Annotated in this window: 24 protein-coding genes; 20 read left to right on the forward strand and 4 right to left on the reverse strand. The window is 45.8% G+C overall.

Going from position 1 to position 26,801, the window contains the following annotated elements:
* Nucleotides 1-118 precede the first annotated feature (118 nt).
* Nucleotides 119-367: a hypothetical protein gene (locus HMPREF0373_RS01645; RefSeq protein WP_147597853.1), complete on the reverse strand. Its 249-nt coding sequence runs from the start codon at nt 365-367 to the stop codon at nt 119-121.
* A gap of 140 nt (nt 368-507) precedes the next feature.
* Here HMPREF0373_RS01645 and HMPREF0373_RS01650 point away from each other — a divergent pair, with 140 nt between their 5' ends.
* Nucleotides 508-1,410, forward strand: a complete 903-nt coding sequence (locus HMPREF0373_RS01650; protein ID WP_021737814.1) for a LysR family transcriptional regulator — start codon at nt 508-510, stop codon at nt 1,408-1,410.
* Between the two features lie 35 nt (nt 1,411-1,445).
* On the opposite strand, the gene HMPREF0373_RS01655 is transcribed toward HMPREF0373_RS01650, so the two are convergent.
* Complete coding sequence (locus HMPREF0373_RS01655) at nt 1,446-2,033, reverse strand: TetR/AcrR family transcriptional regulator (protein WP_021737815.1); 588 nt, start codon at nt 2,031-2,033, stop codon at nt 1,446-1,448.
* Between the two features lie 332 nt (nt 2,034-2,365).
* On the opposite strand from HMPREF0373_RS01655, the gene HMPREF0373_RS01660 reads away from it, so the two are divergent.
* From HMPREF0373_RS01660 to murI, 9 genes are all read left to right on the forward strand, one after another.
* The gene (locus tag HMPREF0373_RS01660) at nt 2,366-4,402 is read left to right on the forward strand and encodes an oxidoreductase (protein WP_021737817.1); all 2,037 of its coding nucleotides are present in this window, start codon (nt 2,366-2,368) and stop codon (nt 4,400-4,402) included.
* 243 nt (nt 4,403-4,645) lie between these two features.
* Nucleotides 4,646-5,518, forward strand: coding sequence for a 4-(cytidine 5'-diphospho)-2-C-methyl-D-erythritol kinase (ispE, locus tag HMPREF0373_RS01665; protein ID WP_021737818.1), 873 nt, complete (start codon nt 4,646-4,648; stop codon nt 5,516-5,518).
* Between the two features lie 26 nt (nt 5,519-5,544).
* Nucleotides 5,545-6,219 (forward strand): GntR family transcriptional regulator, encoded by a 675-nt coding sequence (locus HMPREF0373_RS01670; protein ID WP_021737819.1) that lies wholly within the window; start codon nt 5,545-5,547, stop codon nt 6,217-6,219.
* Between the two features lie 90 nt (nt 6,220-6,309).
* Nucleotides 6,310-7,806 (forward strand): spore germination protein, encoded by a 1,497-nt coding sequence (locus HMPREF0373_RS01675; protein ID WP_021737820.1) that lies wholly within the window; start codon nt 6,310-6,312, stop codon nt 7,804-7,806.
* Between the two features lie 143 nt (nt 7,807-7,949).
* A complete protein-coding gene (locus HMPREF0373_RS01680) occupies nt 7,950-9,161 on the forward strand; it encodes a GerAB/ArcD/ProY family transporter (RefSeq protein WP_167618595.1) in 1,212 nt (403 codons plus the stop codon).
* A 54-nt stretch (nt 9,162-9,215) separates the two neighbouring features.
* The gene (locus HMPREF0373_RS01685) at nt 9,216-10,412 is read left to right on the forward strand and encodes a Ger(x)C family spore germination protein (protein WP_021737822.1); all 1,197 of its coding nucleotides are present in this window, start codon (nt 9,216-9,218) and stop codon (nt 10,410-10,412) included.
* 182 nt (nt 10,413-10,594) lie between these two features.
* On the forward strand, nt 10,595-11,203 hold the full coding sequence (gene spoIIR / locus HMPREF0373_RS01690; RefSeq protein WP_049946794.1) for a stage II sporulation protein R: 609 nt from the start codon (nt 10,595-10,597) through the stop codon (nt 11,201-11,203).
* Nucleotides 11,204-11,260: 57 nt separating this feature from the next.
* Entirely contained in the window at nt 11,261-11,713 is a 453-nt protein-coding gene (locus HMPREF0373_RS01695) for a YwiB family protein (RefSeq protein WP_044962566.1), read from the forward strand.
* On the forward strand, nt 11,703-12,548 hold the full coding sequence (murI, locus tag HMPREF0373_RS01700; RefSeq protein ID WP_021737825.1) for a glutamate racemase: 846 nt from the start codon (nt 11,703-11,705) through the stop codon (nt 12,546-12,548). Before HMPREF0373_RS01695 ends, murI begins: the two co-directional genes overlap by 11 nt.
* 77 nt (nt 12,549-12,625) lie before the next feature.
* Here the strand turns inward: murI and HMPREF0373_RS01705 are convergent, their stop codons facing one another.
* The gene (locus HMPREF0373_RS01705) at nt 12,626-13,072 is read right to left on the reverse strand and encodes a hypothetical protein (RefSeq protein WP_021737826.1); all 447 of its coding nucleotides are present in this window, start codon (nt 13,070-13,072) and stop codon (nt 12,626-12,628) included.
* Nucleotides 13,073-13,296: 224 nt separating this feature from the next.
* Here HMPREF0373_RS01705 and tig point away from each other — a divergent pair, with 224 nt between their 5' ends.
* From tig to HMPREF0373_RS01750, 9 genes are all read left to right on the forward strand, one after another.
* Entirely contained in the window at nt 13,297-14,481 is a 1,185-nt protein-coding gene (gene tig / locus HMPREF0373_RS15860) for a trigger factor (RefSeq protein WP_022035440.1), read from the forward strand.
* A 112-nt stretch (nt 14,482-14,593) separates the two neighbouring features.
* Complete coding sequence (gene asnS / locus HMPREF0373_RS01715) at nt 14,594-15,985, forward strand: asparagine--tRNA ligase (RefSeq protein ID WP_021737828.1); 1,392 nt, start codon at nt 14,594-14,596, stop codon at nt 15,983-15,985.
* A gap of 277 nt (nt 15,986-16,262) precedes the next feature.
* Nucleotides 16,263-17,024, forward strand: a complete 762-nt coding sequence (gene truA / locus HMPREF0373_RS01720; RefSeq protein ID WP_021737829.1) for a tRNA pseudouridine(38-40) synthase TruA — start codon at nt 16,263-16,265, stop codon at nt 17,022-17,024.
* 32 nt (nt 17,025-17,056) lie between these two features.
* Entirely contained in the window at nt 17,057-18,826 is a 1,770-nt protein-coding gene (recJ, locus tag HMPREF0373_RS01725; RefSeq protein ID WP_021737830.1) for a single-stranded-DNA-specific exonuclease RecJ, read from the forward strand.
* 40 nt (nt 18,827-18,866) lie between these two features.
* Complete coding sequence (locus tag HMPREF0373_RS01730; RefSeq protein ID WP_021737831.1) at nt 18,867-19,793, forward strand: DUF1002 domain-containing protein; 927 nt, start codon at nt 18,867-18,869, stop codon at nt 19,791-19,793.
* Between the two features lie 10 nt (nt 19,794-19,803).
* Complete coding sequence (locus HMPREF0373_RS01735) at nt 19,804-20,556, forward strand: class I SAM-dependent DNA methyltransferase (RefSeq protein ID WP_021737832.1); 753 nt, start codon at nt 19,804-19,806, stop codon at nt 20,554-20,556.
* A gap of 71 nt (nt 20,557-20,627) precedes the next feature.
* Nucleotides 20,628-21,500, forward strand: coding sequence for an Hsp33 family molecular chaperone HslO (gene hslO, locus HMPREF0373_RS01740; RefSeq protein ID WP_022035037.1), 873 nt, complete (start codon nt 20,628-20,630; stop codon nt 21,498-21,500).
* Nucleotides 21,497-23,488 (forward strand): NAD(+) synthase, encoded by a 1,992-nt coding sequence (locus HMPREF0373_RS01745; RefSeq protein WP_021737834.1) that lies wholly within the window; start codon nt 21,497-21,499, stop codon nt 23,486-23,488. Before hslO ends, HMPREF0373_RS01745 begins: the two co-directional genes overlap by 4 nt.
* Nucleotides 23,489-23,627: 139 nt before the next feature.
* Nucleotides 23,628-23,987 (forward strand): hypothetical protein, encoded by a 360-nt coding sequence (locus HMPREF0373_RS01750; protein ID WP_147597854.1) that lies wholly within the window; start codon nt 23,628-23,630, stop codon nt 23,985-23,987.
* A gap of 488 nt (nt 23,988-24,475) precedes the next feature.
* Here HMPREF0373_RS01750 and HMPREF0373_RS01755 read toward each other — a convergent pair whose 3' ends face one another.
* Nucleotides 24,476-25,240 (reverse strand): N-acetylmuramoyl-L-alanine amidase, encoded by a 765-nt coding sequence (locus HMPREF0373_RS01755; RefSeq protein ID WP_044962568.1) that lies wholly within the window; start codon nt 25,238-25,240, stop codon nt 24,476-24,478.
* Nucleotides 25,241-25,706: 466 nt separating this feature from the next.
* Between HMPREF0373_RS01755 and HMPREF0373_RS01760 the strand changes: the two genes are divergently transcribed.
* Nucleotides 25,707-26,675 (forward strand): beta-ketoacyl-ACP synthase III, encoded by a 969-nt coding sequence (locus HMPREF0373_RS01760; protein ID WP_021737837.1) that lies wholly within the window; start codon nt 25,707-25,709, stop codon nt 26,673-26,675.
* The last annotated feature ends 126 nt before the right edge of the window (nt 26,676-26,801 follow it).

Genomic DNA, 26,801 nt, shown 5'->3' on the forward strand with positions numbered 1-26,801 from the left:
TTTTCTGCAATTCATCTCCCACCTGTAGAGGAGAATCCTTGCTAACTTTTGTTAAAAAGATCCGGATAGAGGTCTTCGCAGATTCCACATCGGATACAGTAATCAGCAATTTCAATTTTCAATTTTTACAACCTCCTTTGACGTATGCGGCAGCAGAATCACCGGCTAAGAGACCGGATGGCATGGAACCGTGTACATTACCGCCTGCATTGGATGGATCTCCGTACAGACTTCCGACAGCCATATCACCGGCGCCATAAAGTCCCTGGATCGGAAGATTATCTTCATCCAGAATCAGGAAACAGCACATATTTGTATTGTTTCGAATGATGGCAGTGGACATAGCGGTATTAAGCCATAAAACCACTCCTATGCAAGCACATCGTGGTTTCAGGCTTTTGACCCTGACATCATTATAAATTTACTATAGCATAACTTGACAAATGAAAATATTAGAATATCATAAAAGTAATCTATAACTTAAAGTTATAAAGGGGAGAGACAGTTATGGTGAATTATAATAAATTGTACTATTTTTATATTATTACATTGCGTGGCAGCATGAATCAGGCAGCGCAGCAGTTATACATCAGTCAGCCTGCGCTCAGTAAGTCAGTCAAGGATCTGGAAGCATTTTTTGGGGTCTCACTTTTTGATCGTGAGAAACGGAATTTGATGTTGACGCCTGCCGGGGAAACATTGCGCAGGGAATGTGTGCGGATTTTTTCCGGGGAAGAGCATCTGCTGCATCAGATGCGGCAGTTTCAGGATGATACGCAGAAAACGCTGCGATTTGGGTATATGATTTATAAAGAAATCTATGAGATGCAGGAAGTGTTTTCAGGATTTGAAAAAGAGTACCCAAATGTACATCTGAAAGCAAAATCATATATTGAACGGACAACGCTGACGGCAGATCTGATGGCAGGAAAGATTGATGTTGGTCTGAAATTATTTACATTGGAGGATGTGATTCCTGAACTGGACTATCGCATTTTGGAGGAATCACATTTAGCTGTGATCATGAATGAAAATCATCCATTTGCAGAGAGAAAAGAATTACATATGTCAGAATTGGCAGGTGAAAAATTTGTATTTTTGGGAAAAAACAGTTCTTCCAGTGAATATAACAATACACGGGAATGGTGCCAGCGCTGTGGATTTGAACCGAATATCGTTGAATGTTTTGATCATGTGGGGATGGTGCTGATGATGGTAAAAAGCGGATTTGGTATTACGATTTTATCCGACCTGGCGCCAATGGATCATATGACGGGACTTGTGACAGTGCCTCTGGTCAACGCACCGGTATTTTGCAGTGGATTGTTCTGGCGCAAAGACAGAGTGGATCTGGGAACGCTCCAGTTTGTAGATTATTATTGCAGTGTAGTGAAAGATAGGCATTCTTGAACAGATGAAAAAATATTAAAAGAAAAACCACTGTCTCAGCGGCTTTCTTTTAATGTCGGAATCGTTCCATACAGCATATGGCGTTTCATCATGGTTGTGATCTGACTTGCTGAAACAGTGTCACTGTGAGAAAACCACCAGCGGACGGTGACGAGAAAATTATTTACCAGCAATTTTGCATACCAGTCGGCAAGCTGCTTTCGTTCTGATGAGATGGTCGGATGATTCAGAATTTCAGCTTCTACTTTGCGGGCACCGGCGTTCATCATTTCATCAAAGACATTTCTTCCAAGCAGGTTTTGATTCCACAGAATTTCCAGTCGGCACTTTTGTGAGGACAGGCGGATCAGTCCATCCTGCAGGGACCGTGTATGCACCTCATCCTCAATATTCATGTGGAGAAAATCCACTTCCATATGTTCCGCAAAATCCTGAACAATATCGTCCACAATTTCATCTCTCAGTGTGTATTTGTCAGAAAAATAGCGATAAAAGGTAGAACGGTTGATCCGTGCATGTTCCGCAATCTGCCCTACGGTTAGCTGAGAGAAGTCCTCTGTTTTCAGACATTCAAAAAAAGTCTGGATAATCAGTGATTTCATTCGTTCTGCGCGATGATCCATAATGTTTCCCCCATTATTTTATTCATGTACGTTCAGTGTTTTATCTTGAAAAATGCCGGGCGTACATTGCTATAATAGAATCATAGCATGATTTTTTGTATTTATCCAGATGCAATGCGACAAAAATGCTTTAAATATCGCAATATAAAACAGTGAAAAATAAGCTGGTGTTTGAAGAATATGGGCGGATTCTGATACAGTTTAGATAACAGAAAGAGCTTCCTGTTCATAGAAAAAATCACTCAGAAAAGATTGTTATGAGCATGAACACAGGCAGGACATATTATTTGGTACTTACATCAGATATTTGAGAAAGGACAAGGTAAGAGATTATGGCAGAAAAAAATCAGTATTTTCCACATTTGTTTGAGCCGTTAAAAGTTGGTTCAAAGACAATTAAGAACCGTATTGAGGCAGCGCCGGCTTTATTTGCATTCGAGCATTATATCGAACTGAATCCGGATCCGTTTGGCTATACCACACCGGTTCCGGAGCGTGCGTTCCGTATGCTGGAGGCAAAGGCAAAAGGAGGGGCAGGAATTGTATGTCTGGGTGAGTTAAGCCCGAATCATGAGTATGACAAACGGTTTCCGTTTGAACCGTATCTTGATTTTACATCCAGATCAGATAAGCAGTTTGAAATTATGAAGGAAACTGCGGAGATGATCAAAAGCTATGGGGCATTTCCGATGGGCGAGCTGCTTTCCTGCGGTGAAATCAAGACAAATATCGGAGATGGTATCAATCCGAAGGGACCATCTGAGAAAGATCTTCCGGATGGCTCTCATGTGGAGGCGTTTACAAAAGAAGAGATTTTAAGCTGTTATCAGGATTATGTAACTGCATGTAAATGGTTCCAGGCAGCAGGCTGGGAAGGCATTATGATCCACTGCGGACATGGCTGGCTTCCGGCACAGTTCCTGTCTCCGCAATACAATAAACGTACCGATGAGTATGGTGGATCTTTTGAAAACAGAGCAAGATTTACTGTTGATCTGTTAAAAACCATCCGTGAGGCTATGGGACCTGATTTTGTGATTGAGATCCGTGTCAGCAGTTCCGAGCATCTGCCAGGCGGCTTAGAGTTGGAAGATGCTGTAGAATATTGTAAGCTGTGCGAGCCGTACATCGATATGATTCATGTCTCCTGTGGTCATTACCTGAGTTCTTCCAGAAGTTGGGAGTTCACAACTGCTTATGCACCGCATGGTCCGAATATTGAACCGGCAGCTGTTATCAAACAGAACGTATCCATTCCGGTTGCGGCAGTCGGCGGCATCAATTCTCCGGAACAGGCGGAAGAGGCAATCGCGTCAGGAAAAATCGATATGGTATCCATGGGACGTCAGTTTTTTGCAGATCCGGCATTTCCAAACAAGGCAAAAGAAGGGCATGCAGATGAGATCCGTCGCTGTCTGCGCTGCGGAAGATGTTATCCGGGTCCGTCCGGCGAGCATGAAACAGAGATCTGGACGGTGAAATTCCCACCACTGGATTCCTGTACCATCAATCCATATGATGTATGGCCGGCATCTCATCATAAAGTCCTTCCGGACCGCATGCCGAAACCGGAAGCAAGCCGTAAGGTATTGGTAGTAGGCGGCGGCTGCGGCGGTCTGCAGACAGCGATCACAGCATCAGACAGAGGTCATCAGGTAATCCTGTGCGAGAAATCCGGAGTATTAGGCGGTCTGATCAATTTTACGGATCATACCGATCATAAAGTAGATATCAGAAACTTCAAAGATCTGTTGATCCGCGATGTGGAGAAACGTCCGATCGAAGTAAGAGTAAACTGTGAAGTAACACCGGAACTCATCAGAGAAATTGCTCCGGAAGCAGTTGTACTAGCAGTCGGATCCGATGATCTGATCCTTCCAATCGAGGGAATTGAAAATGCGGTAACAGCAATGGACGTATACAGCAATGACTTTGCAGGTCTTGGAAAGAGCACCATCGTACTCGGTGGCGGTCTGGTTGGCTGTGAGGCAGCCGCAGATTATATCGATCACGGTGTAGAGACAACGATTGTTGAAATGAAAGGTGCGCTGATGCCGGAGACAACCGGTCTGTATCGTACAGCTGTACATGATTTCATCGACAAAAACGGCGGAAAATACGAAGTAAATGCAAAAGTTGTCAAAGTTGGCAAAGATTTTGTGGTAGCGGAACAGGATGGGAAAGAGATTACCATCAAAGCAGATTCTGTTGTCAATGCAATGGGACGCCGTGCGCATGCGACAGAAGCACTTGAGACAGCTATCAAAGAAGCTGGTATTCCGGTATGGAAGATCGGTGACTGTGTCCGTGCGCGTCAGATCGGTGATGCGGTAAGAGAAGGCTGGACCGCAGCAATGGAAATTATCTAAATACATAAAGAAAAAAATCATACGCTGATTTTTATGGGATGATGCTCCCGCATTGGATTTTTCAATGCGGGAGTTTTTTTGATAAGACCAGGGTGTCACCCCCAAAAAAAATCTTGATATGAAAAATCCATTGACAGAAAAACAAATTGTATATAAAATAATACATAAGAATGTATACAAAATACGATATATATGAGGTATAAAAAATTCATTATAAATATATAGAGAAACGAGGGATGAAAAATGGACGAAATAAGTTTGAAAGCGCTTGCCAAAATTAACCTGGGACTGGATGTGCTTGGAAAACGTGAGGATGGATATCATGATGTGCGTATGATCATGCAGACCATTCACCTGTATGACCGTGTAGAGATTAAAAAGACACGTTCTCCGCATATCCATGTGGAGACAAATCTGTATTATCTTCCGGTAAATGAGGACAACCTGGTATACCGTGCGGCAAAACTGATGAAGGACGAATTTCAGATCAAGGAAGGTGTCCGCATCGTACTGCAGAAGTTTATTCCGGTGGCAGCTGGTCTGGCCGGTGGAAGTTCCGATGCGGCAGCTGTACTGGTAGGTATGAACCGCATTTTTAATCTGGGATTGAAGCAGAATAAACTGATGGAGCTCGGACTGAAGATTGGAGCAGATGTACCGTTCTGTATCATGCGCGGCACGGCACTGGCAGAAGGAATCGGTGAAAAACTGACCGCATTGCCGCCGATGCCAAAGTGCCCGGTACTGATCGCAAAACCGGCGATCTCTGTATCTACCAAGACTGTTTATGAGGGGTTGAAATTGTATGACGGTATGGAGCATCCGGACATCGACGGTGTTATGGAGAGCATTCAGCAGAAAGATTTAAATGGCGTAGCTTCCCACATGGGTAACATTCTTGAGACCGTGACCATTCCGATGTATCCGGTGATCAAAGATATCAAGAAACTGATGATGGACAACGGTGCACTGAATGCCATGATGAGCGGAAGCGGACCGACCGTATTCGGTTTATTCCCAAATGAGAAGGAAATCCGCCGGGCATATGATGCATTAAAGCAGTCCGGTCTGGCAAAAAATGTATATACATCAGACATTCATAATAACCGAAGATAAACACGGGAAAGAGGGGGAAACAGACTATGACAGATAATTTGGAATTACAGATGGATGCTTATCTGCCGCTTCGTGATGTCGTGTTCCAGACATTGCGCGGAGCGATTTTGAAAGGTGATCTCAAACCGGGCGAGCGTCTGATGGAATTACAGCTTGCATCCAAACTGGGCGTAAGCCGAACACCGATCCGTGAGGCTATCCGCATGCTGGAGCAGGAAGGCCTGGCAGTTACCATTCCGAGAAAAGGTGCGGAAGTGGCTAAGATGACAGAAAAAGATATGGAAGACGTACTGGAAATCCGTCTTTCACTGGAAGGACTGGCAGTCCGTCTTTCCTGTGAAAAGATCACACCGGCAGCATTGCAGGAACTGAAAGTAGCCATGGAAGATTTTGAAGAAAAAACAAGAAGTGGCCAGTTCGTAGAGATGGCAAAAGCTGATGTGAAGTTTCATGAGATTTTGTATAAAGCATCCAATAATCCGAAATTGCAGCAGCTGCTGAACAATCTGAGAGAGCAGATGTATCGTTATCGCGTGGAATATCTGAAAGATGATTCTATTTATCCAAGATTGATCGAGGAGCATCAGAAAATGTATGATGCGTTGAAATCCAAGGATTCCAAGCTGGCGGAATCTTATGTGGAGCGCCATTTGCATAATCAGGCAGAAGCGGTGAAAAAAATCATCCGTGAGCAGGAGTAGGAATAAAAATCAAAAATATGTGTATAGTAAAGGGCAGACGAGGGTCTGCCCTTTTGATTTTGTAATCCATAAAATAAATGAGGTAGTGGTATGCAGGAACAGGCAGTTTCAAAACAGTTAGATGAAAATATTGCATGGTGGAAACAGCAGTTTTCCGATTGTGCGGATATCAAGATGCGTCCTATGTGTCTGGGCAGGGATATGAGTATCCGTGCATTTTTAAGTTATATTGAAGTTACCGGCGGGAAAAACATGATGGAAGATTCGGTGCTTGGCAAAATGCTGAACCGGCTGAATGTTATGGAACCGCAGCAGGTGTATGCAGTACTGCAGGAAAACGGACTGGGAGTTTCGGATGTCACACCTTTTGCACAGATGTCGGAAGCGGCAGGCGGGATGCTGACCGGTGATTCGATTCTGTTTGTGGATGGATTTGACCGGGCACTGAAGATTCCGGACAAGGGGTACCCCGGCATGTCTTTGCAGAAGACCGAGTCGGAAAAAGCCATCCGTGGCAGTAATGAAGGGTTTGGTGATTCCATCAAGCAGAATACAGCACTGATCCGGAAACGACTGCGCTCTGTGGATCTGAAAGTGGCAGAGTGCAAGTGTGGCAGACGCACCGGTACGAATGTGGATATCATGTATCTTGACGGAATTGTCCGGCCTGAAATTGTGACGCAGATGCAGCAGCGGCTGGCAGCATTTGAGATAGATGGTATCGGGGACAGCGGTGTCATCGAACAGCTGACGGAAACGCAGTGGTTTTCACCATTTCCGCAGTATCAGACCACGCGGAGACCGGATCGGGCCGTGATGGCATTGCTGGAGGGAAGAGCCGTATTGCTGGCGGATAACTCTCCCGAGGTGCTAATTTTTCCAACCGATTACAATTCTTTTATTAAGACGACGGATGACTATTATACGAGATGGGAGATTGCAACATTTACCAGAACGCTGCGGTATGTGGCAGCATTTCTGTCTATGATCCTGCCTGGGTTATATCTGGCGATGACAAATTTTCATACGCAGCTTCTGCCAACCAAGTTACTTCTTTCCTTTGCTGCAGCCAGACAGGGGGTACCTTTTCCGGGAGTGGTGGAGGTGCTGCTGATGGAGCTGTCTTTTGAACTGCTGCGGGAGGCCGGGGTGCGGCTGCCCGGAGCCATGGGAAATACCATTGGGATCGTGGGCGGACTGATCATCGGACAGGCAGCGGTAGATGCCAATATCGTCAGTCCTATGGTAGTGATCGTGGTGGCATTTACAGCACTGTGTTCTTTTGCTATCCCAAATGAGGATTTTGCTACGGCATTTCGCCTGTTGAAGTTTGTCTTTATCGGATTATCGGCAGCACTTGGTTTTTACGGATTTCTGCTCGGGCTGCTCATTCTGCTGATTCATCTGGCACAGCTGGAAAGTTTTGGCATGCCGTATCTGATGCCGTTTGTGGGGGCTGATCTGAATGATTACCGGGATGAACGGGACTCTTTGGTGCGACCTCCGCTGCAGGCACTGACACACAGACCCTTTTATGCGAATCCAAAGAATCGTGTACGGTTGCGGATGAAATATAAAGACAGATGATAAACTGAGAAGTGTAGCATGGGAAAGGATATGATACGAATATTCTTTTCCGTCTGACTGGAACAGATGCATAGAAAAAATAAAAATATAGATATAGACAGATATAGATAGAAAGGAATGGGAGGATGCAGGAACCGTATTTTATGAATAATCAGAAAATATCTGCCCGGCAGGTAAAACGGACATTGACGCTGGAACTGCTTGGCATCAGTACGTTGCTGCTTCCTTCGCTTGTGGCGACAGACAGTGGCGTGGATGGCTTTTTTGCACTGACAGCAGGCGGTGGCGGTGCATGGCTGCTACTGAAATTCTGGCAGAAGCATTTCAGACAGCAGGATTTTTCACAGCGATTAGAACAGATGTCAGGTTGTGTACGCGTATGTATACAGGTGATTTATGGTATGGGATTTCTGGGACTGGCGGGCTTTGTGTTTTACGTCATGGCTGCTCTGATGGAACAGCAGCTATTGGGAAATGGCTGGGAGCCAATGATTCTGCTGACGCTGGCGGCAGCGGCATTTTTCGGACTGGTGCGCGGACTGGAAAGCCGGGTGAGAGTATATGAAGTGCTGTACTGGTTTCTGCTGATTCCACTGCTGGTGATCCTAGTGATTGCCTGTGCCGGCATAGAACCAAATGCATGGACACCAGTGGCAGCATCAACACTTCCGAATTTTATAAAAAGCAGTTATGTGAGTTTTTTGTTTTTCTCCGGAGCATCCTTATATGTGCTGTTTCTGAAAAGCTGTCAGAAAAAAGAACAGGCATATGCTGGCACACGGCATGCACTGCTTGTGGTACTGGGTCTGAATCTGGTAATCTATCTGATCCTGCTCGGCGTATTCCGCACAGAACTGCTGGCGCACCGCAGATGGCCGGTCATCGATCTCATGGCAGTGGTGAAACTGCCGGGAAACTTTCTGGAACGACAGGATGCACTGATGGTGGGAATCTGGTTTTTCTGTTTGTTTGCATTCCTGGATTCCATGCTGTATTATGCGGTGGATTTTTTTGCGGGAATCCTTTGTTTTCAGAGTAACCGATCGATACAGGCAAAAGAAGAAAAGGCAGAAAGCGGGATCGGACCGAGAACGGAACAGGTAGAAATGACAGCGGAAAATAAAACCAATACGAAAAAAATCGTGCTCACGGCAGTGCTGGTGTGTGCAGCGGGATGCATCGGAAGTTTTCTGCTGCACAGGGAAGCTGCTGCCCAGTGGATATTTCACGGTTATTTGTATGGTGTGCTGCCGTTGTTGTTGATTCTTCCGGTTTTTTGTGGAGGCAGAAAGCAAAACAGGAGCGAGTCAGAGGCGGAGGCAGAAAGCAAAATAGGAGCGAGTCAGAGGCGATAGCGGAAATGGAACATAGCCGCAGGCAGAGAAATTTTTGAAAGGCAGGGATGTGTGATGGAGGAGAAAGAAGAAAACTTATATCGGAGAAAGCGAAATATTATGCTGATTGGAATTACGTTCTGTATCGTGTTTTTTCTGAGTTTTCTGAGTGGCTGCGGTGTCAATGAACTGGAAAATCAGGCATTTCCGCTGGTGATGGGTGTGGAAGCACGGGAAAACGAAAGCTTTCAGCTCTACCTGGCCTATCCGGATCTGCTGAATGAAAACGCTTCGGAACATGCACTGGCTTCGGATGCCTACTGGGAGGGAACGGTGACGGATCTCTTTGAAGGAATGCGTCAGATGTCGGAAAACAGCAGCAAAAATCCGGATTTCAATCATTTGAAAGTGTTACTGCTGAATTCACAGGTGTTTGCATCTGATGCGGCTATGGAAGCGCTGCTTTCTTTTTTTGAAAAAAAGACGGATGCTGCCTGGAATACTTATGTGTTGCTGACGGAGGAGCCGATGCAGGAAATTTTCACAGAGAAACTGCAGTTGCCGGAATGTATGGGAATCTATCTGGAAGATCTGCTGGAAGAGTGGGAACATGTGAAGCACAATTCTTTTGTGACAGTGGGTACACTGATGCAGCAGTTTTATGAGCGGAAGGGAACCGTGTGTATTCCAAAGGTTGTCCGTCAGGAAGAAAAGCTGGCGATCGGAGGATTTGCGATACTGGAACAGCTGCATCTTGCAGGAAATCTGTCACTGGAAGAGGGATATGAGGCACTTTTGCTGCAAAATAATCTGAAAAAATATGCGTTTTCTATGGCAGACGGAACCGGAGTTACGTTAGAACAGCTTCGGGTGCAGCGAGGTATTGTGCCAGAACAGAGGAAGGAACGATGGAATCGGTCAGAACCCTCCTATTTATCGGATGGTGTAGAGTGTTTTGTGCTGTCCGAAGGCATAAACGAAGGTGAAACAGCAGGCGAGATGCGCCCGGTGGTACAGATTGTTGTAAATGGAAGAGTTGGTATCACAAACCGTCTGGAAGGGAGCACAGAGAGACAACAGCTGGAAGCCGCAGCAAAGCAGGAACTGGAAGAACGGCTGCAGGAGTTTGCCGAACATTGGCGGAAAGCCGGGACCGATGTGACAGATTCTTATGCATTGCTTCCGGGAAGCGACCGGGCGCTGTGGCATCAATATCGGGATGATGAAACACAGTATGTGGAAGATCTGATTTATGAAGTGCAGGTAAGATAAAAAAGAAAGGATTAGGGATTTCGAATGTCCGCTTTACAAGACAGGGATCTATATCGCTGTATAATGTGGAAAAAAAAGGAAATACTCTGAATACAGAAAACAGGATTTTGACCAAGTGTGAACAGGATCTGGTAAGAACGGGAACGGTCAGGCATCCGGGAGAAAACAGGAGGAGTGTGGCGATGAAAAAGAAAATTTTGGCGGTATGCCTGGCGGCGGCAGCCTGCGTACTGCTTTCCACAACAATACAGACAAAGAGTATGCAGCGGAATATGGCACAGAAAGTATTGCGTTTCCATGTGCTGGCAAACAGTGACAGCCGGGAAGATCAGGCATTGAAGCTGAAAGTGCGTGATCAGGTGGGAACGCTGATGGCAGAAAAGTTAAAGGATGCAGATTCCCTGGAGGAAAGTGAACGGATCGTAAAAGCAAATCTGAATCTTATCGAGAACTGCGCTGCGGATGTCATCTCTGCGGAAGGTTATGCGTATCCGGTATCCGCGGCACTGGAAAATTGTACCTTTCCGGAGAAAACTTATGGGACCTATACCTTTCCGGGAGGAGTATATGAGGCTTTGCGTGTGGTGATCGGATCCGGCGAGGGACACAACTGGTGGTGCGTCATGTATCCGAATCTCTGCTTTGCCAACAGTATGTATGAGGTGGATGCAGGATCCGGGGAAAAACTGCGGGAAGTGCTGGATCCGCAGGAGTATGCTTCTGTTTTGCAGAAGGGAAATTATCAGGTGCGTTTCAAATTACTCGATTTGCTGAATCAGGTGCTTGAATAATTGAGGAAAAACCTTTACAATGTGTGGGTATTATAAAAGAAGATGAGAGGACCTAATATGACAAAAGATGTGTTGATCACCATCAGCGGCATACAGACGATAGACGGCGAAGTGAATGACCCGATTGAGACTGTCACACCGGGAGAATATTATTTCCGCAACGGCAAGCATTACATTTTATATGATGAAGTACAGGAAGGTGTGCCGGGTGTGACCAAATGTATGATCAAGATCGGAGAAGATGCGGTAGATCTCTCCAAAAAGGGAAATGCCGGGGTACATATGAGTTTTCAGAAAGATAAAAAGACCCGTACTTCTTATCAGACACCGTATGGAAGCATGATGCTTGGTTTTGATTCCCGGACAATCCGGCTGATGGAGACCGAGGATATGCTGCATTTGAAACTGGAGTATGATATGGAAGTAGAAGAGGAACATCTGGCGGAATGCACACTGATTATGAAAGTCAGATCCAAAGGAACGAAAGGAATAGAGGGGAATGACAGATAAATTAAAAGAAAAAGAAGAGTTTCGTTATGCACCCATTGGTGTATTTGATTCCGGCGTGGGAGGCCTGACGGTTGCAAGAGAGATCATGCGTCAGATTCCAAAGGAACGGATCATCTATTTTGGTGATACCGCCAGAGTACCATACGGCAGCAAATCCAAGGAAACCATCATTCGTTTTTCAAGGCAGATCATCCGCTTTTTACAGTCAAAAGGTGTTAAGGCGATCGTTATCGCCTGTAATACTGCCAGTGCACTGGCACTGGAAACCGTACAACCGGAATTTGACATCCCGATTCTGGGTGTGGTCAAAGCAGGAGCGAAGGAAGCGGCGAAAGTCACGAAAAATGGAAAAATCGGTGTGATTGCCACAGAAAGTACAATAGAGAGTCAGTTGTATACAAAAGAAATTCATTCACATAAGCCGAATGCACAGGTGCTGGGCAAACCATGTCCGCTGTTTGTGCCACTGGTGGAAGAAGGATGGCTGAAGGATCCGGTGACGGTGGAAGTAGCAAACCGTTATCTGGAGCCGTTGCTGGAATCCGGTATCGATACCCTGATCATGGGCTGTACCCATTATCCGCTGTTACGTTCTACTCTGCGTCAGATCATGGGAGAAAAAGTAAATCTGGTAAATCCGGCCTATGAGACCGCCAGAGAATTGAAATCCCTGCTGGAGCGGGAGGGACTGAACAACGACGGAAAACAGAACTATGAAGGTGCAATGCATGAGTTCTATGTCAGTGATGCGGCAAATAAGTTTAAAAATTTTGCGAACTCTATTCTGCCATACGGTGTGGACACCACACAGTTGATCCATATCGAGGATTATTGAACGATCTTTGACTGAGATAAAAATGAGCGTGATGACTGATGTTCATCACGCTCGTTTTTTCGTGCATATTCGGATAATTATTTCTGACCGGTAAGGCGTGCAAAGAAACCGGGTTTCTTTTTCTCCGGTTTTTCCAATGGTCCACGGAGACCGCGAACATCAGAAATGAAAAGACCGCTGACAGAAGCTTTTACTTCTTTTTTTACTGGAATCTGATCGTAGATCTGGTTATCGGCGATCAGAACCATGATCTGTGGTCCGACTTTTGCTTTGACAACCGGTACTTTTGCCAGTCTTGCAAACTTCGGTGTCTGGTCAATGACCTGTTGTGGCAGACCGGACTGTTTCATACGAAGTTTTTTCTTGTCAATGATCAGCATATTGACCCACTGTGCTGCCTGATCAATGGCTGCCTGCTGTTCATCCCGTTTTTTCATATTTCGTTTTCCCTGGAAATAGAGCAGGATAAAAGCGGCAACACAAATAGCAAGAACAATGATAAGTGTAATGATCTGTGGTGACACGGATATATTTCCTCCTTTATCGGTATTTTGTTCATAGTAAAACTAAGTCTAGGTGATATTGTATCATTGATCAGGTGAAAACTCAAGAAAAAAATAGAAGAATCATCTTTTCATTTATAGGAAAATATGGTATCTTTAAAGACAGTGATGCCTTTTGAGAGAAGCGCAGACAAGGGGATGAATTTTTGGGGAAAGATTCATTCAAAGAAAGGAACAATAAGAAAATGAAAAAGAAACTCGTAATGGTATTAATGGCAGTGATGGTTGCGACAGCAGCACTGGGTGGTTGTGGTCAGAAAGGTGCCACCACAGACAGCAGCGTATCTGCAGAAGAAGAAAAAGATGTGGAGATTCCTGCCAAAGAATTATTAAAGGCTACCGATTATAAAGTAGAAAAATATGTAAAATTAAATGACTACATGAATATGACCGTAGAACTTTCCAAGGATTATACAGTCAGTGATGCAGATATCCAGTCTTATATTGAGTATCTGATGTCTATGTATCCATCCTATGAAGTCAGTGACAAGAAGACCGTAGAGAGCGGTGACGTTGTTAATATTGACTATGTGGGAAAAATTGATGGAGAGGAGTTCTCCGGCGGAAGTGCCACAGGACAGCATCTGAAGATTGGATCCGGTTCTTTCATCGATGGATTTGAGGATGGGCTGATCGGTAAAAATGTGGGAGAGACGGTAGAACTGAATCTGACTTTCCCGGAGGATTATAGCAACAATACAGATCTGGCCGGTAAAGCTGTCGTATTTACGGTAACCATCAACAGTATTGATACAGAAAAAGAAATGGTATACGATGATCTGACCGATGAGTATGTCAGTGAGAATTTCGGCAACAAGGGAATTTCAACAGTGGATGATCTGAAGTCACAGGTAAGCAGCGTACTGGAGAATCGTAATCACTCCAGCAAAATGACAGAGATCCAGAGCGGCGTTCTTCAGAAACTGCTCGATGAGTGTGAAGTGACACTTCCGGATGGATTACTGGATCAGAGAATTACAGAGTACAAAGAGCGCGTGAATAACGCTGTAGAGAAAAGCGGAAAGAGCTTTGAAGATTATATGGGTATGTCAGAGGATGACTTCAACAATCAGGTAAGTGATTACATCGAAGAAAGCCTGAAACAGGAGCTGATCCTTGAGGCTGTTGTAAAAGATATGAATCTGTCTGTGTCCCAGAAAAACTTTGAGGAGTTTGTGGACAGCTATGTATCCAGCTATAATATCGCAGACCGTGATACATTCTATAAGGAGTACGGCGGAGAGGATTATATAAGACTGAGTTACGCAGAAAATCAGGCATTATCCAAGATCATGGAGAGTGTAAAGACAAAAGTTGCTGACAATACAGATGCTTCTGATGATGCAGACAGTTCTGCAGATGCGGAATAATCAGCGCATGAACTAGGGACTGTAAAGCTGAAGTATAAAAACGTGATATTTATAAAGTGATTTTATTTTGATGTAAAAATAGCTGAGGGGCTGAGATTTGGGAGGCAATCACATGGAGTTGACAAACATCCGGGATTTATTCCGGGACAAAGAAATGTATCTTGACAAAGAGATATCCGTCGGTGGATGGGTTCGTTCCGTTCGTGGATCCAAGACATTTGGATTTATCGTAGTAAATGATGGTACCTTTTTTGAACCGTTACAGGTTGTTTACGGTGATCATCTGGAGAATTTTGCAGAAATTTCAAAATTAAACGTAGGTGCTGCAATCATTGTAACCGGTAAGCTGGTAGCTACACCGGATGCAAAACAGCCGTTTGAGATTCAGGCAGACAAAGTGGAAATCGAGGGTGCATCCGCACCGGATTATCCGTTGCAGAAAAAACGTCACAGTTTTGAGTATCTGAGAACAATTTCTCATTTACGCCCGCGTACCAATACGTTTGAGGCAGTGTTCCGAGTACGTTCACTGATCGCATATGCAATCCATAAATTTTTCCAGGAACGCGATTTCGTCTATGTACACACACCACTGATTACAGGCAGTGACTGCGAGGGAGCCGGTGAGATGTTCCAGGTTACCACCATGGATCTGAACAATGTACCAAAAACAGACGACGGAAGCGTTGATTTCACACAGGATTTCTTCGGAAAACCGACCAACCTGACCGTAAGCGGACAGTTAAACGGTGAGACTTATGCGATGGCATTCAAGAATATCTACACCTTTGGACCGACCTTCCGTGCAGAAAACTCCAATACGACACGTCATGCAGCAGAGTTCTGGATGATCGAGCCGGAGATTGCTTTCGCAGATCTGAAAGATGATATGGTTCTTGCAGAGAGCATGCTGAAATATGTTATCCGCTATGTGCTGGAGCATGCACCGGAAGAAATGGAATTCTTCAACAAATTTGTAGATAAGGGATTACTGGATCGTCTGAATCATGTATTAAATTCTGATTTCGGACATGTTACCTATACGGAAGCGATCGAGATCCTTGAGAAAAACAATGACAAGTTTGATTATAAAGTATTCTGGGGTGCAGACCTGCAGACAGAGCATGAGCGTTATCTGACAGAAGAAATCTTCAAACGTCCGGTATTCGTAACGGATTACCCGAAGGAGATCAAAGCCTTTTACATGAAACTCAACGAGGATGGCAAGACAGTAGCTGCTATGGACTGTCTGGTTCCGGGTATCGGTGAGATTATCGGTGGAAGCCAGCGTGAGGATGACTACGACAAGCTTCTGGAAAGAATGAAAGAACTCGGACTGAAAGCAGAAGATTATGACTTCTATCTGGATCTGAGAAAATACGGTTCTGCAAGACATGCAGGATTTGGTCTGGGATTTGAGCGTTGCGTTATGTATCTGACAGGTATGGGAAATATCCGTGACGTAATTCCGTTCCCAAGAACAGTAAATAACTGTGAATTATAATTCTTTTTACAGTGCCGGAATACATGTGGCATGTCATGCTTGCATGTAAAGGACACATGTAATTCAGGGCACGTCCTCGCACTGAGGAAAAAAGGAAGACGAAGTCTTGCGATTTCCGAAGTGCGAGCAGGATTGCGGGAATGCGAAGCATGCAGCAATCCGTGTAAAAAGAATGTATAGATGTAAAAAATGTCGAGGGCATTCTTGAAATGTAAACAAATAAAAGGGGAGGTTTGGTCTGTACCGAACTTCCCCTTTAGCAAACAGGAATATTTTTATGGCAAATTATAAAATGATTATTCAATACGATGGAACCCGCTACAAAGGCTGGCAGCGTCAGAAGACTACGGATCAGACCATTCAGGGGAAAATTGAAGCAATTTTAAGCAGACAGTATGGACGTACCATAGAGATTGACGGTTCCGGGCGCACCGATGCCGGTGTGCATGCGCATGGACAGGTGGCAAATTTCCGCCTTCCGGATGCCTGCTGTGCGGGTAAGACACCGGAGGAACTCTGTGAGGAACTGAGACAGATTTTTGTACAGTATCTGCCGGAAGATATTGCCGTGACAGAGGTGCGAGTAGCCTCCGAACGATTTCACAGCCGTTTGAATGTGGTGAAAAAGACATATGTGTACCGCATCTGGAATGCGGATTATCCGAATGTGTTTGAACGGAAGTATATGTTGCACGATAATCGGCCAATGGATGTGGAAGCCATGCGGCAGGCAGCACAGTATCTGTTGGGAAAGCATGATTTTGCGGCATTCTGCGGAAATGCAAAAATGAAAAAATCCACAGTGCGTACCATACATGAAATTGACATCAGACGGATCGGTGAAGAAATCCGTTTTACATATACCGGAAATGGATTTTTACAGAATATGATCCGTATCCTGACCGGAACCCTGGTCGATGTGGGATGTAGTGTCTATCCGCCGGAACGGGTGGTAGAAATTCTGGCATCCAAGGTCCGGGCGGAGGCAGGTCCAACAATGCCGGCGCAGGGACTGACTTTATGGGAAGTAATATATTAACCTGATGAAAAAATGGAAACAGGAGTGACTACGTGAAAGAAAAATGGGTAGTTTCAGCAAAAAAAGCTGATTTTCAGGCAATCGGGCAGCATTTCGGCATCGACCCGGTATTAGCCAGGATCATGCGGAACCGGGGGCTGACCGATCTGCAGGAAATGAATCTGTATCTTCATGGGACGAGAACAGACCTGAACGATCCGCATCTGTTGAAAGATGCAGACCTGGCGGCGCAGATTCTGAGAGAAAAAATAAAAGAAAAGAAACGGATCCGGATCATTGGAGATTATGATATTGACGGAATCCAATCCACCTACATTTTGTACTGTGCCCTGAGGCGACTGGGGGCAGACGCAGATTTTGTGATTCCGGACCGGATTCTGGATGGATATGGGCTGAATGAACATCTGGTGACCCGGGCCAGTCAGGATGGTATAGATACGATCCTGACCTGCGATAACGGAATCTCTGCCATTGATCAGATTCATCTGGCTAAGTCACTGGGAATGACCGTAGTGGTTACAGATCATCATGAAGTACCGTTCACAGAGGTGGATGGCGTACGCAGGGAAAAAGTGTGTGAGGCAGATGCAGTGGTGAATCCGAAGCAGCAGGCATGTCATTATCCGTTTAAGAAACTATGCGGAGCGGCGGTTGCTTTCAAGCTGGTGCAGGTGCTTTACGAAGTATTTGGACTGGAGGTGTCCGAGGCAGACTGCTTTATCGAAAATGCCGGTTTTGCTACGGTGGGTGATGTCATGGATCTGCAAGGCGAAAACCGGATTCTGGTAAAACTGGGACTTGAGATGCTGAACCGTACCACGAATATCGGAATGAAAGCGCTGATTTTGCAAAACAAGTTAACGATGGGTGCGATCAAGTCCCATGATATTGGATTTCGTATCGGTCCCTGTCTGAATGCCAGCGGCAGATTAGACACGGCACGGCTTTCCTTAAAGCTGCTGCTGTGCGAATCCGAAACGGAGGCGGCAGTTCTGGCAGAAGAAATCGTGGAATTGAATGAGAGCCGGAAGCTGCTGACCATGCATGCGGTGGAACAGGCAAAAGAGATTGCGCAGCAGGAAGAATATGTCAATGACCGGGTGCTGGTAATTTTTCTTCCGGACTGTCACGAAAGTCTGGCTGGTATCGTGGCCGGACGGATCCGGGAAGCTTATTACCGGCCGACACTGGTGGTCACACGGAGTGAACACGGTGCAAAGGGGTCCGGCCGTTCCATTGAAAGCTATTCCATGTATGAGGAACTGTGCAAATGCGAAGAATATCTGACACAGTTTGGCGGACATCCGATGGCAGCGGGTTTTTCACTAAAGGAAGCGGATATTGATGCCTTCCGGCGGAAATTAAATGAAGTGTGCACACTGACCGAAGAAGAACTCCGACCAAAGGTAGTGATTGATGTGCCGATGCCGATCAGCTATATTACAGAACGTCTGGTGAACCAGCTGGGTTGTCTGGAACCTTTTGGAAAAGGAAACGAAAAACCGGTATTTGCAGACCGGAATCTGGTGATCAAGCGCCTGCGCATCTGCGGAAAAGAAGGCCGGGTATTTCAGATGAAGGTCAGAAATGCGGCAGGTGTGTCCATGGATGCAGTGTACTTTGGCGATGTGGAAGATCTGTTGTTACCACTGACGGAAAAATATGGTAAAGTAGTGGCACAGGATACTCTGGCAGGCAGGTGTGTCCACGAAGCGGCCCTGCATTTTACTTATTATCCGGAAATGGATCATTATTATGAAACACCCCGGATAAAATTACGGTTGACAGGGGTATCTGTCTGAAGGCATACTGAAAAGAAAGCGAGCTCGAAAGGAGTAAATCATGAAAAAGGGATTTTTTCGAAGAGGGATGGTATTATTACTGGCAGCAGTGATGGTGATGGGCATGAGTGTCAGCGCATTTGCCGCGGACGGCGGGAATGCGACACAGGTTACCATCGCAGACGGAGATACACCGTACATTTCATTTGGTGCGGATCTGCGTGCAGACGAAAAAGCAAAGGTATTGGAATTATTTGGGCTGACGGAAGCAGACCTGGAAAAATGTAATGTGAATACTGTGACCAATGCAGAGGAACATCAGTATCTGGATGCTTATATCACAAATGACCACATCGGCAGCCGTGCCTTATCTTCTGTGGCTGTAATGAAGGCGAAGAAAGGCAGCGGTATCACAGTAACCACAAAAAATATCAACTACTGCACCACCAGCATGTATGAGAATGCATTGGCAACAGCCGGTGTAAAGGATGCCAATGTGGTTGTGGTCGGACCTTTTGATATGTCCGGTACGGCGGCATTGATCGGCGCAGTGAAGGCTTACTCCGGAATGACCGGTGAAGCAGTGGATACGGATGTTATCGACGGTGCCATCAATGAGATGGTGGTAACCGGTGAAATCGGAGATGAGACCGGCAAGACGGATGAAATTGCCGGTATGGTAGCTTATCTGAAGGATCAGGTTGGCGGCAAAAATCTCTCTGACAGCGAACTGGCGGATGCGATTGACCAGGCATCGGAAAAATTTAATGTAAGTCTGACCCAGGATCAGATCGATCAGCTGAAGGAACTGCTGAAAAAACTGCAGGGACTGGATCTGAACTGGAACAATATCCGGGATCAGGCGGAAAATTTATATGGAAAATTAAAGGATATGGGTCTGAAGGTTGATACATCAGCACTGACCCAGCAGGCACAGGGTTTTTTTGCAAAACTGATTGCATTTATCAAGAGCCTGTTTAACCGTTAATGGAGGAAACATGGAAGCATATACAGAATTTGCACAGGTATACGATCGTTTCATGGACAATGTGCCTTACGAAGCATGGTGTGAAGGTATCAGTAAAATTTTGACAGAGCATGGTATCTCAGAGGGACTCGTACTGGATCTGGGCTGCGGCACCGGAACGATGACACGGCTGCTGCGTCAGAAAGGCTATGATATGATCGGTGTGGATGCTTCAGCGGAAATGCTGGAGATTGCCAGAAACCATCCGGATGAAGGGATTTTGTATCTGCAGCAGGATATGCGGGAGTTCGAGCTGTACGGAACCGTGGCAGCGGTGGTGTGTGTCTGCGATTCTCTGAATTATCTGTTGGAGGAGGAAGATCTGGCGGAGGTATTTTCCCTGGTGCATAACTATCTGGATCAAAACGGTGTGTTTATTTTTGACATGAATACCATTCACAAATACCGTGATCTGATCGGAGATGCCACAATCTGCGAAAACAGGGAAGAAGGAAGCTTTATCTGGGAAAATTATTTTGATGAGGAAAGCAGCATCAATGAATATGCACTGACACTGTTTGTGAAACAGGAAAACGGTCTGTTTGCCCGGTTTGAAGAGTTTCACTATCAGAGAGCCTATGAATTGCAGCGGGTGGCGGCACTTCTCGAACAGGCGGGACTGACGCTGAAAGCAGTCTGTGCGGAGGGAACTACGGATCCTGCGGATGAAAATTGTGAGCGGGCTTATTTTGTGGCAGTGAGAACCCAGCCACACGTATTTTAACCGAATCAAGCAAGTAGCGAAGCGGATTGCGAATATCCGCTTGACTAAAAGTTAGTAAAGGAATGAGAATAATGGAAGATTATATTGTACGTGCAACTGCTGCGAACAGTTCGATTCGCGCATTTGCCATGACTTCAAAAGGAATTGTGGAGGAAGCGCGGCAGCGTCATAATACCAGTCCGGTAGTCACTGCGGCACTTGGTCGTCTGCTTACCGGAGGCGCCATGATGGGTGTGATGATGAAGGGCGACAAAGATCTGCTGACGGTACAGATCCAGTCCGGCGGACCGATGAAAGGAATGACAGTGACCGCGGATTCCCAGGGACATGTGAAAGGATATCCGGTGGTTGCGGATGTTATGCTGCCACCAAACAAACAGCACAAGCTGGATGTGGGCGGAGCTGTAGGTGTCGGTATGATGCGTGTCATCAAAGATATGGGATTGAAAGAGCCGTATGTGGGAACCACTGTGCTGCAGACCAGTGAGATTGCAGAAGATCTGACCTATTATTTCGCAACTTCTGAACAGGTACCGTCTTCTGTGGGACTCGGTGTTCTGATGAATAAGGACAATACAGTACGCCAGGCCGGTGGATTTATCATCCAGCTGATGCCGTTTACGGATGAGAAGATCATTGATGCACTGGAGAAAAAACTGTCTGAAATCACATCTGTCACGAACCTGCTGGAGCAGGGATATACACCGGAACGTATGCTGGAGTATATTCTGGGAGATTTCGGCGTGGAGATCACAGATAAAATTCCGGCTTCTTTCTATTGCAACTGTTCTAAGGACCGTGTGAAAAAAGCAATCATCAGCATTGGAAAGAAAGATCTGAATGAAATGATTGCAGAAGGCAAACCCATCGAAGTAAAGTGTCACTTCTGTAATACCGCATATACATTTAGTATCGAAGAATTAAAGGAGATCGTGAAGAAATGAGACAGGGATTTATCAAAGTAGCGGCTCTGACACCGAAGGTTACTGTGGCGGATACGCAGGCGAACCGGAAAGAAATCTGCCGCCTGATGGATGAAGCAGAAGCAAAGGGTGCCAAGATACTGGTATTTCCGGAACTGTGTATTACCGGTTATACCTGTGGGGATCTGTTTTATCAGCAGGTGCTTCTCCGGGAGGCAAAAAAGGAACTGCTTGCGATTGCAAAATATACGCAGCGCAAGGACTATCTGGCTTTTGTGGGACTTCCGCTGGAATATAACGGCAAACTGTATAATGTTGCGGCAGCTGTGACACAGGGAAAAGTGCTTGGGCTGGTGCCAAAGACTCACATTCCAAATTATAATGAGTTTTATGAGCGCAGACATTTTGCACCGGGTATGAAACAGCCGGTTCCGGTAGCATTGGATGAAGATACGGTCGTGCCTATGGGAACCAGAGTGTTATTCCAGTGCAGACAGATGCCGGAATTGAAGATCGGAGCGGAAATCTGTGAGGATGTGTGGGCTCCGAATCCACCGGGCGTAGAGCATGCTCTGGCAGGTGCGACACTGCTGGTCAATCTTTCTGCCAGTGATGAGACAACCGGAAAAGATATGTACCGCAAGAGCCTGGTGACCGGGCAGTCTGGCCGTCTGATCTGTGGTTATGTATATTGCAGTGCCGGAGACGGGGAATCCACCCAGGATGTGGTATATTCCGGTCATAATCTGATCGCAGAGAACGGAACGCTGTTGGCAGAGTCCAGACGTTTCTGCAACGAAAGCATATATACAGAACTTGATATGGTACGTCTGAATGAGGAACGCCGTCGGATGAGTACATTCATGACTTCCGATGAGTCTTACATTAACGTCGAATTCAGTTTGAAAGAAGAAAAAACAGAACTGACCCGTTTTGTGGATCCGGCGCCTTTCGTGCCGGGAAACAAGGCAGACCGTGAAAAACGCTGCGAGGAGATTTTTATGATCCAGGCCATGGGACTGAAAAAACGTCTGGAACATACCCATGCGGCCACAGCGGTGGTTGGTATTTCCGGCGGACTGGATTCTACGCTTGCCCTGCTTGTTATGGTAAAAGCGTTTGATCTGATCGGAAAGGATCACAAAGACATTGTAGCTGTGACAATGCCTGGTTTTGGAACCACAGATCGTACTTACGACAATGCAGTAAGTCTGATCAAATCTCTGGGTGCTACGTTCCGGGAAGTCAGCATTGTAGATTCTGTCCGTGTACATTTCAAGGATATCGGACAGGATGAGGCTGTGCATGATGTGACTTATGAAAACGGTCAGGCCAGAGAACGTACCCAGATTCTGATGGATATCGCAAACAAAAGCGGCGGTATGGTCATAGGAACCGGTGATATGTCTGAGCTTGCCCTGGGATGGGCGACTTATAACGGCGATCACATGTCTATGTACGGCGTGAATGCTTCAGTGCCGAAGACATTGGTGCGTCACCTGGTATGTTATTATGCGGATACCTGCGCAGATGAGACGCTGCAGAAGGTGCTGTATGATGTATTGGATACACCGGTCAGTCCGGAACTTCTTCCGCCGGAGGATGGGAAGATTTCACAGAAGACAGAGGATATTGTGGGACCGTATGAATTGCATGATTTCTTCCTGTATTACATTTTGCGTTTTGGATGTACCCCGAAAAAGATTTATCGTCTGGCAAACTATGCTTTTGCCGGAACTTATGATACAGAAACCATTCAGAAATGGCTGAAAACTTTTTATCGCAGATTTTTCAGTCAGCAGTTCAAACGTTCCTGCCTGCCGGATGGACCGAAGGTAGGTACGGTAGCGGTATCTCCGCGTGGCGATCTGCGTATGCCGTCCGATGCCAGTGCCCGTATCTGGATGGAGGAACTGGAGCATCTTGATGATGAGGAACAGTCAAAGTCACAGGGGATTCTGGGTGGAAGCTGGGAAGAATTTGCAGCCCGGATGAAAGCCGGAGAGTAAGTCAGGGGTGCGTTCGACCAGCACTACCGGAATGATTGGATAATGTCCGGGGTTTGTAGCAGAAGCGTCTCATCCAGTGTATTCAGGATGCGCCGGGCAGCGCAGGCTAGTTCTGTGAGAAAAAGACGCTGGTTTTCCGTTGTGGAAAGAGAAGTCGACTTTGGCTGACAATGCCGGAAAAAAGACTTTCCGCGCCGCAGTGTTTCCAGAAAATGAGCATTGTATGGGAATCTCAGAACAGACTGTTCCGGAATGCGGTATTGACGACACAAGTGATCGGTTTCTTGCTGCAGACATGGAAAATAGTCCAGGATTGCGTAGCATACATTGGAAAAGGAAATCCAGTGTTCACAGAAAAAAGAATAAAAATAAGCAGAATCAGCAGGCAGACCGATTACAACAAGGTCTGCCTGTTGTAACAGGTGCATGGTACGTGGATCCTGGCGGGACTGAAAATCAATGCATTGAATATCACCAAATTTTTGCAAAAGCGGAATAAAATAGTCCAGACAAAACTGTGGGTGAAGGGTTTGAATGGGGCTCCAGAAAGCGATGATGTAAGATTTATCCATGATATGTATTTGAAAAAGAAAGAATAAAGACATCTTCATTATACGGAATGGGGGCATTGTTGTAAAGAATTTTTTTGCGTATAAAATTGACGAAATTGAGGAATCTTTTTTCTGGCGCTAGACGTTCGTTACCCTCATTTCACGCGGTTTTATCGCGCTCATTCCCACGCCTGAAAAAGAGGTCGTTCCCATTCGCGCAAAACCTTGTGAAAATCGGTCACTCACTTAATCGCTTCCAGAAAAAAGATTCCTCAATTTCTGTCATTGTATTGATTGCAGTATTGCGTCGTTGTACGGATTGTTTCTGATCTGCTATAATGGTTCTACAGTTGAAAAGTTACTTTTGATAATAACAGGTCGGTTTTACTTTTACATATCAAAATTTTACGTGTACTTAATCGGAAAAAAGTTGGATCTATACCGACACGATCAGGGTGCTGTATCCTTTCTGGCGAAGTTCATCCTGCAGGAGAACTGCTTCATCCAGGTTTTTCGGTTTGCCGATCCAGACGCCGTAGTAAGGTTCTTCGTAGTGGATGGTGCCGTCGAAACCAAGAATTTGCAGACGTTCGAGCTGATAGGCAGCATTGACGTCATATTTGAACAGGCCGGTTTGTACATAATATTGTTCCGGGATTTCCTGGGCGGAGAGTGGAATGCTTTCCTCGATACCGGCGACAATAGCATCAACAATGGCATCAAATTTTTCATCAAAGAGCTGATTGTCAATGTCGCTGTTTAAGAATCCGGTTTCTACCAGTACTGCGGGCATTTCTGTTTTTCGAAGGACGATCAGTCCCGGAACTTCCTCCACACCGAGATTTTTGAAACCGACCTGCTCCAAGTGCCGGTTAATATTTTCAGCCAGCGTATCAACCGTTGGATCATGCTGATAGACAAGGGTCTGTACACCGTTGTACAGATTGTCTTCCATGCCGGAATTCCGGTGAAAGGAAATAAAATATTTTCCACCGGAGAGATTGGCAAGGGCTGCTTTTTCCGTTGGTGAGTTATAGATATCCGTAGTTCGAGTGTAGTAGACATGATAACCTGCTTCTTTTAGCTTTGCTCCGACAGCCAGTGTCAGCCGGAGTACATCATCTTTTTCTGCGCGTCCCATGTAGGATGCACCGTTGTCAAAACCGCCGTGACCGGCATCCAGAATGATATCTACGTCCATAAATATTCCCCCTAAAAAATGCTTTATCTCAGTCGAGAAGACTCCCACTTCTGCAAGTGGTGAGTAATAACAAGTCTTTCTCAGTGGGAGTACAATCTCCGACTGAGATAAACGCTCCGCGAGGATGTGCAGTGATTCTGAGAAGAATATGTCAGCTTTCGCTGACCAGATTCACGCCCAAGTCTCACGTGCGTTCTACTTGAAATAGAATTCAGGCACATCGGATGTACCAATAGTAATATGCGTATGAACAAAGGAACTTTGATCAGCTACATGTAAGTAATATATGATGCAGCTTTCAAAATAGTACATCAGATGAGCTATCTCACATCTGAGATAGCTTCCGGCGGAGTGTACAGAGGTACAGAAGAATAAAATAGAAATGGTTCAGTGTTGACAATAAGTATGTTTTTCTGTATACTTTGAAAATAGAATGTTTTGATAATCAAACTAAATGGAGGGATAGATGAGAGCACAGATTATAGGAACCGGCAGTTGCCTGCCGGAAAAGATAGTAACAAATGATTTTCTTTCCACCATCGTGGATACCAGCGATGAGTGGATCAGCAGCAGAACCGGTATCCGTCAGCGTCATATTGCAGTAGAAGAGACGACGGCATCCATGTCAACAGAGGCTGGACGAAGAGCATTGGAGTCCGCAGGTGTAAAGGCAGAAGAACTGGATCTGATCATTGTGGCAACCTGTACGCCGGATACACTGGTTCCAAACACAGCATGTCTGGTGCAGAGCGAACTGGGGGCTGTGAACGCGGTTGCTTTTGATATCAGTGCAGCATGCTCCGGATTTGTATTTGCGCTGAACCTGGTGGATGCTTATATGCAGGCTGGTGTACATAAAACTGCTCTGGTCATTGGTGCAGAGACATTATCCCGCATTGTAGACTGGAGTGATCGCTCCACCTGTGTGTTGTTTGCTGACGGAGCCGGTGCCGCAGTTGTCCGTGCAGCAGAGCGCGGTGTGATCGCATCCACACAGGGAAGCGACGGAACCCGCGGCGGTGCGATCTATGTGAAAAACAGAGAAAATTACAATCCGTTTGTACCAGAGCAGAAGCCAATTGATTATCTGTATATGGACGGTGGAGAAGTATTTAAGTTTGCGGTAAAAAAAGTGCCGCAGTCCATTCTGCAGACACTGGAAGCAGCAAATCTGACCACAGAGGACATTGACTGGTATCTGTTCCATCAGGCGAATGCGAGAATCACGGCAACGATTGCAAAACGTCTGAAAGTGCCGGATGAGAAGATTCCGATGAATGTGGATAAATGTGGAAATACATCCGCTGCCAGTGTGGCAATTCTTCTGGATGAGGTCAACCGTAAAGGTATGCTGAAAAAAGGTGATAAACTGATGCTGGCCGGATTTGGTTCCGGACTGACATGGGGAACCATGGCCATCGAGTGGGGAATCTAAATTCTTGGTTGTCTCATTTACATGATGGCACCTCGTCGGTAACAAATGTTTAGCAGTTCTTTTTTCATTGTCAAGGGTGGCGTATAATGTGTGGCACGCAGTGCGTCGTGTGAATGGCTGATTATT

It is taken from the genome of Eubacterium ramulus ATCC 29099 (assembly GCF_000469345.1).
In the GTDB taxonomy this organism is placed as follows: Bacteria; Bacillota; Clostridia; order Lachnospirales; family Lachnospiraceae; genus Eubacterium_I; species Eubacterium_I ramulus.